The 12,603-nt window shown below is 58.2% G+C and carries 13 protein-coding genes; 4 read left to right on the forward strand and 9 right to left on the reverse strand.

Annotation, left to right across the window (positions count from 1 at the left end; all coding sequences use genetic code 11):
* Positions 1-63: 63 nt before the first annotated feature.
* A complete protein-coding gene (gene dsbB / locus ACK3CV_RS14400; RefSeq protein WP_033634829.1) occupies positions 64-594 on the forward strand; it encodes a disulfide bond formation protein DsbB in 531 nt (176 codons plus the stop codon).
* A 663-nt stretch (positions 595-1,257) separates the two neighbouring features.
* Here dsbB and ycgN read toward each other — a convergent pair.
* From ycgN to ACK3CV_RS14420, 4 genes are all read right to left on the reverse strand, one after another.
* A complete protein-coding gene (ycgN, locus tag ACK3CV_RS14405) occupies positions 1,258-1,704 on the reverse strand; it encodes a cysteine cluster protein YcgN (RefSeq protein ID WP_025159803.1) in 447 nt (148 codons plus the stop codon).
* A 119-nt stretch (positions 1,705-1,823) separates the two neighbouring features.
* Positions 1,824-2,480: a fumarylacetoacetate hydrolase family protein gene (locus tag ACK3CV_RS14410; protein ID WP_033634830.1), complete on the reverse strand. Its 657-nt coding sequence runs from the start codon at positions 2,478-2,480 to the stop codon at positions 1,824-1,826.
* Positions 2,481-2,538: 58 nt separating this feature from the next.
* The gene (locus ACK3CV_RS14415) at positions 2,539-3,561 is read right to left on the reverse strand and encodes a lytic murein transglycosylase (protein WP_039565772.1); all 1,023 of its coding nucleotides are present in this window, start codon (positions 3,559-3,561) and stop codon (positions 2,539-2,541) included.
* Between the two features lie 28 nt (positions 3,562-3,589).
* On the reverse strand, positions 3,590-3,862 hold the full coding sequence (locus ACK3CV_RS14420; RefSeq protein WP_033634832.1) for a YcgL domain-containing protein: 273 nt from the start codon (positions 3,860-3,862) through the stop codon (positions 3,590-3,592).
* A gap of 136 nt (positions 3,863-3,998) precedes the next feature.
* On the opposite strand from ACK3CV_RS14420, the gene minC reads away from it, so the two are divergent.
* From minC to minE, 3 genes are read left to right on the forward strand one after another with little or no spacing between them, the layout of a single operon-like run.
* Positions 3,999-4,694, forward strand: a complete 696-nt coding sequence (minC, locus tag ACK3CV_RS14425) for a septum site-determining protein MinC (protein WP_025303113.1) — start codon at positions 3,999-4,001, stop codon at positions 4,692-4,694.
* Between the two features lie 25 nt (positions 4,695-4,719).
* The gene (gene minD, locus ACK3CV_RS14430; RefSeq protein WP_016927452.1) at positions 4,720-5,532 is read left to right on the forward strand and encodes a septum site-determining protein MinD; all 813 of its coding nucleotides are present in this window, start codon (positions 4,720-4,722) and stop codon (positions 5,530-5,532) included.
* 3 nt (positions 5,533-5,535) lie between these two features.
* A complete protein-coding gene (minE, locus tag ACK3CV_RS14435; RefSeq protein WP_004932303.1) occupies positions 5,536-5,805 on the forward strand; it encodes a cell division topological specificity factor MinE in 270 nt (89 codons plus the stop codon).
* 237 nt (positions 5,806-6,042) lie between these two features.
* Here the strand turns inward: minE and rnd are convergent, their stop codons facing one another.
* The 5 genes from rnd to yoaA form a co-directional block, all read right to left on the reverse strand.
* On the reverse strand, positions 6,043-7,164 hold the full coding sequence (rnd, locus tag ACK3CV_RS14440; RefSeq protein ID WP_041035461.1) for a ribonuclease D: 1,122 nt from the start codon (positions 7,162-7,164) through the stop codon (positions 6,043-6,045).
* A gap of 81 nt (positions 7,165-7,245) precedes the next feature.
* Positions 7,246-8,934, reverse strand: a complete 1,689-nt coding sequence (gene fadD / locus ACK3CV_RS14445; RefSeq protein WP_033654397.1) for a long-chain-fatty-acid--CoA ligase FadD — start codon at positions 8,932-8,934, stop codon at positions 7,246-7,248.
* A 208-nt stretch (positions 8,935-9,142) separates the two neighbouring features.
* A complete protein-coding gene (locus tag ACK3CV_RS14450; protein WP_033638506.1) occupies positions 9,143-9,733 on the reverse strand; it encodes a Slp family lipoprotein in 591 nt (196 codons plus the stop codon).
* A gap of 100 nt (positions 9,734-9,833) precedes the next feature.
* Complete coding sequence (tsaB, locus tag ACK3CV_RS14455; RefSeq protein WP_041035465.1) at positions 9,834-10,535, reverse strand: tRNA (adenosine(37)-N6)-threonylcarbamoyltransferase complex dimerization subunit type 1 TsaB; 702 nt, start codon at positions 10,533-10,535, stop codon at positions 9,834-9,836.
* Between the two features lie 79 nt (positions 10,536-10,614).
* Entirely contained in the window at positions 10,615-12,531 is a 1,917-nt protein-coding gene (yoaA, locus tag ACK3CV_RS14460) for a DNA repair helicase YoaA (RefSeq protein WP_049211978.1), read from the reverse strand.
* Positions 12,532-12,603: the final 72 nt, after the last annotated feature.

Here is a 12,603-nt window from a genome sequence, read left to right on the forward strand (position 1 = left end):
GCAGCGAGGAGGAATTGGTTTACACTGCCGGTTCAATTGCTTACTGCATGGAAGAATCTAGATATGTTGCAATTCTTTAACCGCTGTTCACAAGGACGCGGCGCCTGGCTGCTAATGGCCCTGACAGCGTTGGTGTTGGAACTGGTCGCGCTCTATTTTCAGCACGTTATGCTGCTGCAGCCGTGCGTGATGTGCATTTACGAGCGTTGTGCGCTGTTCGGCATTCTCGGCGCCTCGCTGGTGGGCGCCATCGCGCCGAAAACCCCGCTGCGCTACGCGGCGATCTTGCTGTGGATCTACAGCGCTTGGGAAGGCCTCCAGCTGGCGTGGAAGCACACCATGATCCAGTTGCACCCTTCGCCGTTCAATACCTGCGACTTCTTCGTGAGCTTCCCTTCGTGGCTGCCGCTGGACAAATGGCTGCCGGCGGTGTTCCACGCTTCCGGCGACTGCTCCGTGCGCCAATGGCAATTCCTGACGCTGGAAATGCCACAGTGGCTGGTCGGCATCTTCGGCGCCTATCTGCTGGTGGCGCTGATTGTGCTGATCGCACAATTTGTTCGCCCACGTCGCCGCGATCTGTTCGGCCGCTGATCGGCTGACAAACAACAACGGCGCCGAAAGGCGCCGTTTTTTTAGGTATTGCTGTCACATTCCGAGAGAAAACCCTCTCAGGTATGTGTAAGGAAGTAAACGAGCACGATCAGCGCTCCAGCCACGGCAAACAGACGGACCATTTTCATTGTTATACTCTCGAACTTGCGGGAGAGCGGCCAAATTACCCAACTTATCGTTTGAAAAGAAGCATCCTGGCGCGGTTAAGCGCGTAATTTACATAACATTAAACTTCTGCGACGCCGGCGGGTAAAAACAGGCTGCGCCAGCGCGGCCATCCCTACCTACAGGCATCAATAAATTACCGTTACTTATGAACGACCGCACCTTTGTCACATTCAGAGCACAATATTTTGGTGAAGTTTACACATAAAATCCTTATAGTATCGGCAAAGTGAGTACTACCGATTTCCCTGGTGTTGTTGTGTGTCTTGCCCCTCATCTTTGCAGGGGCTTTTTTCCCCCTACCTCCTATTACGCAAGCCCCTATCATCCTTGAATCAAATGTTGAAATTTCCCTCTGTCCGGCCTCGAGCGTCAACGCCATTCGCACGCCAATGATTAAATAATGCAAGAGGGCGGCATGTCTGAACACGCCGCCCTCTTGCATGAAGCCCCATTTCGCCCTGCAGGCGCCCGCCTTTATCTGGCCCAGTCCGGCTTGTTGAGGATATGGTCCTGCCAGTCCACCACTTCGCTCTCGCGCACCGCGATATGCCGCACCGTGATGCGCTCGCCGTGCATCGCCGCCTTGGAGCCGCTCAGCAGCGGATGCCAGGGGAACAGCGGCTTGCCTTCGCCGATCAGGCGATAGGCGCAGGTCGGCGGCAACCAATCGAAGGTGGTGAGGTTCTCGCGCGTCAGTTTGATGCAGTCTTCTTCCAGCTCGAAGCGCCGCTCGTAGTTGCGGCATTGGCAGGATTTGATGTTGAGCTGGTTGCAGGCTACGTTGGTAAAATAAATCTCGTCGGTATCTTCGTCGATCAGCTTATTCAAACAGCATTGCCCGCACCCGTCGCACAGCGATTCCCACTCTTGTTCTGACATTTCCGCCAGCGTTTTCTGTTGCCAAAAAGCGAGTTGTGACATGTTAGCGTCCGGTTTCGGTAAATGGATAAGTCACCTGCGCACAGGTTCGAGGGGGGACTATATAGACATTTTAGCCGCAAGATGCAAGCTTTGCCGCCGACGGCGCCGGCGGCGAGAGATCAGATCACGCGGGTACTGAGCATTTTGCCGTTCAGGCTGATTTTCAGCATGTCGCCGGAGGCCATCGGGCCTACGCCCTGCGGCGTGCCGGTCAGGATGATGTCGCCGGCGCGCAGCGTGAAGAAACGGCTCATGTAACTGATAAGCGGCAGGATCGGCGTGATCATGTCACGCGTATTGCCCTGCTGGCGCAGTTGATCGTTGACGGTCAATGACAGCTCGGCGTTTTGCGGATCGCCAAATTCCGCCACCGGGATAAACCCCGACATCGGGCAGGAACCGTCGAAAGCCTTGGCCTTCTCCCACGGCTGACCGGCCTTTTTAAAACCCGCCTGCAGATCGCGCAGCGTCAGATCGAGCGCCACGCCGTAGCCGGCGATCGCCCGCGCAACGCGGTCTTCGTTGGCCTGTTTCAACGGCGTGCCGATCAATACCGCCAGCTCCACCTCATGGTGCACCGCACCGAACTCTTTGGGGATAGCCACCGGCTGGCGAATATCGCACAGCGCCGTTTCCGGTTTGATGAACACCACCGGCTCGACGGAAACCGCACTGCCCATTTCCTTGATGTGATCGGCGTAGTTGCTGCCGACACAAACCACCTTGTTCACCGGAAAATCGAGCAGCGAACCCTGCCAGTCTCTATGTTGATACATACCGCTTCTCCCAAACTGTGGAGGCTTGGCGCGCCAAGCCGATTATTGGTGTGCCGGATCAATGCCCGATCGCGTCCGCCATCATACCCACGGCGATGGCGAAATAGTAAGAGCGATTCCAGTGCATGAGGGTGCGGAAATTATCATAGACCAGGAACGTCCGCCCCTGGAGATCATCCGGCGCGATGATCCAACCGCGCTGGACGGCATGCGGCAATGCACTGCCATCCGCACGACGCACCCCGCGCTGTTGCCAGGCGTTGACGCTGCGCGCCTGCGCGTCTTTCAACCCCAGCTCGGATCGCTTGAAACCGGCGGGCAGTTTAACCTCGCGCCCCCAGCCGATACCGGGCTGCCAGCCCTCTTTGGACAAATAACTGGCCGTAGACGCAAAGACGTCATCAATGTTATTCCAGATATCGATGCGCCCGTCACCGTCGCCGTCCGCCGCGTAGCGCAAGAAAGAGCTCGGCATAAACTGGCATTGCCCCATCGCGCCGGCCCAGGAGCCTTTCAGCGGCGTATCGCCGACGTGCCCCTGCTCGACTATCTGCAACGCCGCCATCAGCTCCTGGCTGAAAAAGGCCTCGCGGCGCCCTTCAAACGCCAGCGTCGCCAGCGCGGACACCACGTCTTCCCGCCCCTGAATCTTGCCGTAGGCGCTCTCCATGCCCCACAGCGCAATGATATAGCGCCCCGGCACCCGGTAGCGCTCGCTGGCGCGCGCCCATTGCGCCTGGCGCTGCCGATACAGTTCGCGCCCTTGACGCATCTTGACGGGCGACATCACCCGCCGCAGGTAGTCGTCCAGGGTAATTTTCTGCTCCGGCTGATTGCGATCGGCCTTGATCACCCGATCGACGAAATGGATTTGCGCAAAAGCGCGGTCAAGGGTGCCCTGGCTGATGCCCTGTTCCCGCGCCCGGCGCTTGAGCTGCTCGACATACGCCGGGAACTGCGCCGGATCGCGGCCGCTCGCCGCCAGCGTCGTCTCCTGAGCCGCCTGCGGCGCGCCGGGCATCAGCACACCGCCCAGCGCCAGCCAAGCGGCCAATACGGTTCTTCTCGCCGAACGTGTCATCGCGCCTCCCTTGGCCGTGGCGACTGTTTCAGGCCTTGTCGCCCGCCAGATGCTGATTGAGCAGGTTTTCAACCGGCGGCGGGAACTGCAGGTAATAGCCTTCGTCTTTCAACGCCTGCTTCACCTTTTCGATATCCGCCGAGGCCAATTTCTTGCGCTCATCGAGCGAAAGCATCATGGCGAATTGCGGCACGCCGAAACTTTTCATCAGATCCTCTGGCACACGAGAGAAATCGTCTTTTTTTTCGACATAAAGATAAGTTTGATCGCGTTTCGGGCTTCTATAGATCACACAAAGCATTTTTTTAACTCTATTTAATTGAGGGAGCGTCTTGCCTGGATATAACTCTGACTATAACATGCTTATAGTACATCGGAATATCGCACCCCGAGTGGTATTCCGGGGATTTAAAGTTGCTGAGACTGAGTCAGGATAGATGTCACAATCGCCAATTGAGCTAAAAGGCAGCAGTTTTACCCTATCGGTTGTTCATTTGCATAATTCGCAGCCCGAGGTAATACGTCAGGCGTTACAGGAAAAAGTTGAGCAAGCGCCCGCTTTTCTGAAAAACGCCCCTGTTGTTATCAACGTCGCAACGCTGGAAGGCGATGCGAACTGGAAAGAACTTCAACAGGCTGTCGCGGCAGCAGGTCTGCGCGTTGTGGGTATCAGCGGTTGCAGAGATGAGCGTCAAAAGCGCGCGATAGCCCGCGCCGGGCTGCCGCTGCTGAGCGAAGGCAAAGGCCAGAAAATGGCGGCGCCGGAGCCTGCACCTGCGCCCGTGGTGGCGGATAACGCCCCCGCCAAAACGCGCATCATCAGCACGCCTGTCCGTTCCGGCCAACAGATTTACGCCCGCAACTGCGATCTTATCGTGACCAGCAGCGTCAGCGCCGGCGCCGAACTGATTGCCGACGGCAACATTCATGTCTACGGCATGATGCGCGGTCGCGCACTGGCAGGCGCGTCAGGCGACACGCAATGTCAGATTTTTTGCACCCACCTGGCGGCTGAGCTAGTCTCTATCGCAGGGCAGTACTGGTTGAGCGACCAAATCCCGTCCGATTACGTCGGGCAGGCCGTACGACTCAGCCTGTTGGATAACGCTTTAACCATACAACCTTTAAATTAAGCCCTTTTGACAAGGAATCCATTTCATGGCACGCATTATTGTTGTTACATCGGGTAAAGGGGGCGTTGGCAAGACCACTTCGAGCGCGGCCATCGCTACCGGCCTGGCCCAGAAAGGCAAGAAAACCGTCGTGATCGATTTCGATATCGGCCTGCGTAATCTTGACCTGATCATGGGCTGCGAACGTCGGGTAGTGTATGATTTCGTGAACGTGATTCAGGGCGATGCCACGCTGAATCAGGCGTTAATCAAAGACAAACGCACTGAAAACCTCTATATCCTGCCTGCTTCGCAGACGCGCGACAAAGACGCGTTGACCCGCGAAGGCGTTGAAAAAATTCTCAACGATCTCGGCGAGATGGATTTTGACTTCGTGGTGTGCGATTCACCGGCCGGTATCGAAACCGGTGCGCTGATGGCGCTGTATTTCGCCGACGAAGCTATCATCACCACCAACCCGGAAGTATCTTCGGTACGCGACTCCGACCGTATCCTGGGCATCCTCTCCTCCAAGTCACGCCGCGCCGAGAAAGGCGAGTCACCCATCAAGGAACACCTGCTGCTGACCCGTTACAACCCGGGCCGCGTCAGCCGTGGCGACATGCTGAGCATGGAAGACGTGCTGGAAATCCTGCGCATTCCACTGGTGGGTGTAATCCCGGAAGACCAGTCCGTGCTGCGCGCTTCCAACCAGGGTGAGCCTGTCATTCTGGATGCCGAGTCAGACGCCGGTAAGGCGTACGACGATACCGTTTGCCGCTTGTTGGGGGAAGAACGCCCATTCCGCTTCATTGAAGAAGAGAAGAAGGGTTTCCTGAAACGCCTTTTTGGGGGATAAACCATGGCCTTATTAGACTTCTTTCTGTCCCGCAAAAAACAGACAGCCAATATAGCCAAGGAACGGCTGCAGATTATCGTCGCAGAGCGTCGTCGCGGGGACAGTGAGCCCCCGTATCTGCCTGATCTGAAACGCGATATTCTGGCGGTTATTTGCAAATACATTCAGATCGATCCTGAAATGCTGCACGTGCAGTTCGAGCAGAAAGGGGACGATATTTCGGTACTTGAACTTAACGTGACATTACCGGAATCGGAAGAAGCAGCTAAATGATTGCGACGCATTAATTACCCCCTGTATATTTTATGCAGGGGGTAACTGTATGTGCATCCAGTTATTAAGCTTTATCGGTAGTAAAAAAGTGATTTTTCCCTTTGGGACTATTCCCAATTAACTTTGCCGCCGCCTCGTTTAAAGTAAATTCTGGCCAGATTTACCTTCAACGCATTATTTCCTGCCTATATTCACCCGAGCAGAGTTTCCCTACCCTGCCCTGGTGATAATCAGCGATTAATAATCTTTCAGGATGTCCTGCAGCGGTGCCATTAATAGATCGCCACGCCAGCCGCTGATTAATTCAGGGCGACTTTCGCCGTCTTTCAGTTGCCAATGCCAGTTCAGCAATTGGTTAATTTGGCGACGGGATGCCAGCAGCTCGCTGCTCAACCCGCTTTGCTCGCTGACGGTAGCGATCGCCGCCTTGATGTCTTTGAACACCTTCTTGTAGCCAGGCTGATCGATCAGGTTTGCCAACGGCGCCGGCAGCTCGGATTCGTCCAGCGCTTCGGCCTCCGCCACCAGCGCCAGCAGCGTTTTACCGTGATAACGGATCTCCGGCCCGCTCAGGCCCAGCGAATCCAGTTCTCCCAGCGAAGACGGCATATAGCGCGCCACCTGCCACAGGTTTTCCTCACGCACCACGAAGTTCACCGCCAGATCGCGCTCGCGCGCCTGGCGCAGCCGCCATTGCGCCAACTTCTGCAAACAACCGAGCTGACGCGGGCGCAGCTGCCAGGCATTGCTGATTTCGCGATAGGCCAATTCCGGCGCCAGCGCCTCGCTGCGGCGCTGGCACAGCAGCAGGCACTCGTTGTTGGCCGCCGCGGTCCAACCGGCCTCTTCGGTCTCCTGCACCAGCTGTTTAGCCATCGGCAGCAGATAGAACACGTCGGCGGCTGCGTACACGCACTGCCTTTCGGTCAGCGGGCGCGCCAGCCAGTCGGTGCGCGACTCGCTCTTGTCCAGCTCAACTTTCATATACTCCGCCACCAGCGTCGCGAAACCGCAGGAGAGCGGCCGGCCGGTAAACGCCGCCAGGATCTGGGTATCGACCATCGGCGTCGGCAGCGTTTTAAAGGCGTTGAGAAACACTTCAAGATCTTCACTGCCGGCATGCAGGAACTTCACCACGGCGGTATCGGCCAGCAGGTCGACAAACGGCTGCCATTGCTTGATCGGCAGAGGATCGATAAGGGAGAGTTGTTCACCGTCGTAGAGCTGGATCAGGCCCAGCTGCGGATAGTAGGTGCGCGTTCTGACAAACTCGGTGTCCAGCGCAATCTGGGCATGCTTTCTCGCCTGCTCGCAGACCTGCTGCAATCCGGCATCGGTAGTGATCAACTGATAATTCAAAACATCATTCTCTTGTAGGATTCAAACACAACAACGCCGGCATTCACCGGCGTTGTCGATAGTCAGGCGCAAGAGCGAAACCTAGGCGGCATCGGCCGGTTTCGGCGTTTTTAGCTCATCGCGCAGTTCTCGCCGCAAAATCTTGCCGACGTTCGACTTCGGCAATTCATCGCGGAACTCAACAATTTTAGGCACTTTATACCCGGTCAGGTGCCGACGGCAATGGGTCAACAGCTCTTCCTTGGTCAGCGAGGCGTCTTTCTTCACCACGCAGATCTTCACCGTCTCACCGGAGACCTCGCTGGGCACCCCGATCGCCGCACATTCCAGCACCTTCGGATGCTGGCTGACCACGTCCTCGATCTCGTTCGGGTAAACGTTGAAACCAGAGACCAGGATCATGTCTTTCTTACGGTCGACGATGCGCACAAACCCCTGCTCGTCCACGGTCACCACATCACCGGTCGCCAACCAGCCATCTTTCAGCACTTCGTCGGTAGCTTCCGGGCGTTGCCAATAGCCTAACATAACTTGCGGGCCTTTGACCCACAGTTCGCCCGGTTCTCCCGGCGGCACATCCTGGCCATTGTCGTCCAACAGCCGAATATCCGTCGACGGCACCGGTAAGCCGATGCTGCCGCTGTAGTGTTTCAGATCGTAAGGGTTGCCGGCCACCAGCGGCGCGCACTCCGTCAGGCCATAGCCTTCCAGCAGGTGTTTGCCGGTGGTTTTCTCCCACTTCTCGGCCACCGCTTTTTGCACCGACATGCCGCCGCCGACCGAGAAACGCAGCGTGGAGAAGTCGAGTTTGTGGAACTCTTCGTTGTTCAGCAACGCGTTGAACAAGGTATTCACCCCGCTCATGGCGGTGAACGGGTATTTGCCCAGCTCCTTCACCAGCCCCGGAATATCGCGCGGGTTGGTGATCAGCAAATTGCGCCCGCCCAGATCGATAAACAGCAGGCAGTTCACCGTCAGCGCGAAAATGTGGTACAGCGGCAACGCCGTCACCACCAGTTCCTGCCCTTCACGGAACAGCGGCGAGTAGGCGGCTTTGGCCTGTTCGAGATTGGCCTGCATGTTGCGGTGCGTCAGCATCGCGCCCTTCGCTACGCCGGTGGTGCCGCCGGTGTATTGCAGGAAGGCCAAATCGGTATTAATGATGTCCGGCTTTACATATTGCAGACGGCGTCCGCGCTGCAGCGCGCTGCGGAATGAAATGGCGTCCGGCAGATTATATTTGGGCACCAGGCGCTTAATGTACTTGACCACAAAGTTGACCAGCGTGCCTTTGGCGGCCGATAGCTGATCGCCCATGCGCGTGAGGATCACGTGCTTGACCTGGGTGTTGAACACCACTTTTTCCAACGTATGGGCAAAGTTGGAGACGATAACGATGGCGCTGGCGCCGCTGTCGTTCAACTGGTGTTCCAGCTCGCGCGGGGTATACAGCGGGTTGACGTTAACCACCACCATACCGGCGCGCAGAATACCGAACAGAGCGATGGGGTATTGCAACAGGTTAGGCATCATCAGCGCGACGCGGTCGCCCTTCTTCAGGCCCAGTTCATTTTGCAGGTAAGCCGCGAAAGCCCGGCTGCGCTCTTCCAGTTTGCGGAAGGTCATCACCTCGCCCATGTTGATAAAGGCGGGCTGATCGGCATAGCGCTGCACGGCATGCTCAAACATTTCGATCAACGACGAATAGCGATCGGCATCAATCTCTGCGGGCACATCTGCCGGATACCGTTTTAACCAGACCTTATCCAAGGTATTACTCCTGAAATCATTACTAATTATCATCGCAGCCTCAAACTCGCAGCCTAACCATAACAATATTTTAACTCAGCAGACCAGTGCAGGTTTTAAACATTATTCAGGTTGCGATGTACGTCACTAATTGTCGGATATTCCTTATCCCAAAAAGCAAAAGGGCGGCCTGAGCCGCCCTGTCAAATGTGATCATATCAAGCGTATGCTACTCGGTTACGATGGTTTGCACCTGTGCCGGGCCAGGATTGTACCAACCATAGCCTGCGCCCCAACCGGGTCCCCACGGGCCACCGCGCCAGCCCCAAGGGCCCATTGGCGCAGGCGGCATCACCACCTGCTGCACCAGGTGCCAGCGTTTGAAACCGGTCACGTTCATCGTCACGAAGCGATACGGCGTCATGCCGATACGCCCCTCTTTCAGGCCGGTAATGGGGCCGACGACGGTCACCAACTGGCCTTTGAAATCAACCGGTTCGAGGAAACCGTTTACCGTGGCCAGCAAGCGGCCGCGCGACGGTTCGCCCAAAATCGGCCGCGCACCGCTGTCGAGCGGCACCGCCGCGATCTCCAGCACCGTGCGCCCTTGCTCGTTGGCGACGTTTACTACGGTGCCGCCGAAGCGGGCTTCCGCGCCGGTAAACAGATTAGGTGCATTTTGTACCGAGGAAAGCTGAGTCACCGGCGAAGGGGTGGAACCTTTGATCGCATCCGGTACGGTGACGCACCCGGACAGAACCAGCGCGCCGCAGGCGACGGCCAGCAGCGACAGCTTTTTACTTGCAGTGCGGATTAACATGGTCGCAATCTCCTGAAATGGCTGTAACTTTGACCGCGTTTCATCGTTCAAGTTGCAGGCTTTCATCGCCCGGCCTCAACAACAGCACAATAGGCCGCGCTTACTCGCGGCCCGGCAGTTTTTTCCAGGTGACTTCATTGCGCAGATAGGTCGGTTCGGCGTTTTCCACCGCCACCGCCAGCCCCAGTTGCCAGGCGTGCAGCGCCAGCGGCAGCATGTCTTGCGCCTGCGGCAACAGCATCTGCCCGTCACGCACGCTCAGCGTAGACCCCTTGACCAGATCGGGATAGGTTTGCCAGCCGGTGCCGACGTGGGCCCATTCGCCCTGCAGGCGCTGCGCACGCTCCAGCGCCTGCGCCGGCGACAACACCGCCTCGCCTTCGCTTTCCAACCAGCTACCGTCCGCCTGGCGTTCGAACTGCCCCCAGTAGACTTCGCCCATGCGCGCATCTATCGCCGCCAGCACCCGCTCCGCCCCGCAGACGCGCCAGGCGCCCTGCGCCATGGTTTGCAGCGTGGAAATACCGAGCATCGGCAGATCGGCGCCCAGCGCCAGGCCCTGAGCGATGCCAATGCCGATGCGCACCCCGGTAAAGCTGCCGGGGCCGCGGCCAAAGGCCAGCGCATCGAGCTGGTTGAGCGCCAGGCCGGATTCCGCCAGCACCTGCTGCACCATAGGTAAAATACGTTGCGTATGCTCGCGTGGGCACAGCTCAAACAGGGCGTGGATTTCGCCTTGATTCCAGACGGCGACGGAACAGGCTTCCGTCGCGGTATCGATCGCTAAAATTCGCGTGGACATGCCAACCTCTGGCGGGAATAAAACTGGGTTTTTCATACAGGGCGCGCATTGTAGCACAGCCCCGTAAGCCCTTCATCTTTCACGTGGCCGACGTGTCGGCAGCCTGCAGGAAGGCGATCGCCTGCTTCAAATCGCGGGTGCGCGGCGTAGGCGGCAGGCTATTGAGGAACACCTCGCCGTAGGGCCGCATGACCAGACGGTTATCGCAAATCACCAGCACGCCGCGATCGTCGGTGTCGCGGATCAAACGGCCCACCCCCTGTTTCAGGGTGATGACCGCATCCGGCAGTTGCACGTCATTGAACGGATCGCCGCCGCGCAGGCGGCAATCTTCAATGCGCGCCTTCAGCAGCGGATCGTCCGGTGAAGTGAACGGCAGCTTATCGATGATCACGCACGACAGCGCATCGCCGCGCACGTCCACCCCCTCCCAGAAGCTGCTGGTCGCCACCAGCAGCGCGTTACCGGCGGCGACGAACTGCGCCAGCAGCTGCCCTTTGCTGGTTTCCCCTTGCAACAGCACCGGCAACGTCATCGTGGCGCGGAACTCTTCCGCCAGCTCGCGCATCATCTGGTGCGAGGTGCATAAAAAGAAGCAGCGGCCGTTGTTGGCTTCAATTAATGGCCGCAGCATGCGCGCCAGCTGGCGCGCTCCGCCGCGCTGATTCGGCGAAGGCAAAAAGCGCGGCACGCACAGCAGCGCCTGCTTGGCATAGTCGAACGGGCTCGGCAACAGCAGCGTTTTGGCCTTGGTCAGCCCCAGCCGTTCGGTGAAGTGGCCCAACCGCTCGTTGACCGACAGCGTGGCCGAGGTAAAAATCCAACTGCCCGGCTTCTCGTCCAGCATTTCGCGGAACCGATCGGCTACCGTCAGCGGCGTCAGCGCCAGCACGAAATGGCGCGAGTTGCATTCATACCAATAGCTGTAGCCCGGCTCCGTCACCGCCTTCAGCCGCTTGAGGCGCGCGCGGTACAGCGTGGCACGCTCAAAGGCGGCGTCCAGCAGCGCCGAACGCCCCAGCGACAGTTTCATCACGTCATAACACAGCTCCAACGCGTCATCGAGCAGCAACAGAGCGCGCTGCACGTTCGGTTCACCGAGCACGTCACGCAGATTGCCGCGAAAACCCGGCTCGCCCAGATTCAGACGGAAATCTTGCGTGCTCAGGCTGAGACGGTCGGCACTTTTTTGCAGTTGAGCGGCGTCGCGCACCTCGGTGCGGTAGGCGATGGTGATGTCCTTCGCCAGATCCAACAGTTGGCGGCTGGTGAGCTGTTGGCCGAAATACTGGCTGGCGATGTCGGGGATTTGGTGCGCTTCGTCGAAAATCATCACCTCGGCTTCCGGGATCAGCTCGGCGAAACCGCCCTCTTTCACCACCATATCCGCCAGGAACAGGTGATGGTTTACCACCACCACATCCGCATCCATCGCGCGGCGGCGTGCCTTGACCACGAAGCAATCCTGATACAGCGGGCAGTCGCTGCCCAGACAGTTGTCATTGGTGCTGGTCACCAATGGCCAGACGAAGCTGTCCTCCGCCACTTCGCTGCAGGTACTGATGTCGCCCTCTTTGGTCTGCGACGACCACTTGCGCAACTGCACCAGATCGATCAGCGTCTGCCCCGCCAGCTCACCGCCGGCCATCGACTGCTGCTCCAGCCGCTCGAGACACAAATAGTTGGAGCGCCCCTTCAGCAGCGCCAGCTTACCTTTGTACTTCAACGCCTTGGCGACGGTGGGCAGATCGCGCGCATACAGCTGATCCTGCAACGCTTTCGAACCGGTCGAGATGATCACTTTGCGATCGGCGCGCAGCGCCGGCGCCAGATAAGCGAAGGTTTTGCCGGTGCCGGTGCCGGCTTCGACCACCAGCTCCTGCTTGAAATTGATCGCCTCGGTGACGGCTTGCGCCATCTGCCGCTGCGGCTCACGCGGTTTGAATCCCTTGATAGCCTGCGCCAAGGCGCCGTCTGTTGCAAAATCGTCTGTCACGCTGTCTCTCTGCCGGTGTCATTCAGCGGTGATTATGCCAAGCCTGCCGCCCGGCTACCACCCACTTTATCG

Source organism: Serratia sp. TSO36 (genome assembly GCF_057808395.1).

What these genes read in the sequence shown, in the direction of transcription:
- dsbB (WP_033634829.1), top strand. Translation starts at nt 64, where the DNA reads ATGTTGCAATTCTTTAACCGCTGTTCACAAGGACGCGGCGCCTGGCTG.
- ycgN (WP_025159803.1), bottom strand. Translation starts at nt 1,704, where the DNA reads ATGTCACAACTCGCTTTTTGGCAACAGAAAACGCTGGCGGAAATGTCA.
- minE (WP_004932303.1), top strand. Translation starts at nt 5,536, where the DNA reads ATGGCCTTATTAGACTTCTTTCTGTCCCGCAAAAAACAGACAGCCAAT.
- ACK3CV_RS14415 (WP_039565772.1), bottom strand. Translation starts at nt 3,561, where the DNA reads ATGACACGTTCGGCGAGAAGAACCGTATTGGCCGCTTGGCTGGCGCTG.
- ACK3CV_RS14410 (WP_033634830.1), bottom strand. Translation starts at nt 2,480, where the DNA reads ATGTATCAACATAGAGACTGGCAGGGTTCGCTGCTCGATTTTCCGGTG.
- minC (WP_025303113.1), top strand. Translation starts at nt 3,999, where the DNA reads ATGTCACAATCGCCAATTGAGCTAAAAGGCAGCAGTTTTACCCTATCG.
- ACK3CV_RS14450 (WP_033638506.1), bottom strand. Translation starts at nt 9,733, where the DNA reads ATGTTAATCCGCACTGCAAGTAAAAAGCTGTCGCTGCTGGCCGTCGCC.
- tsaB (WP_041035465.1), bottom strand. Translation starts at nt 10,535, where the DNA reads ATGTCCACGCGAATTTTAGCGATCGATACCGCGACGGAAGCCTGTTCC.
- minD (WP_016927452.1), top strand. Translation starts at nt 4,720, where the DNA reads ATGGCACGCATTATTGTTGTTACATCGGGTAAAGGGGGCGTTGGCAAG.
- ACK3CV_RS14420 (WP_033634832.1), bottom strand. Translation starts at nt 3,862, where the DNA reads ATGCTTTGTGTGATCTATAGAAGCCCGAAACGCGATCAAACTTATCTT.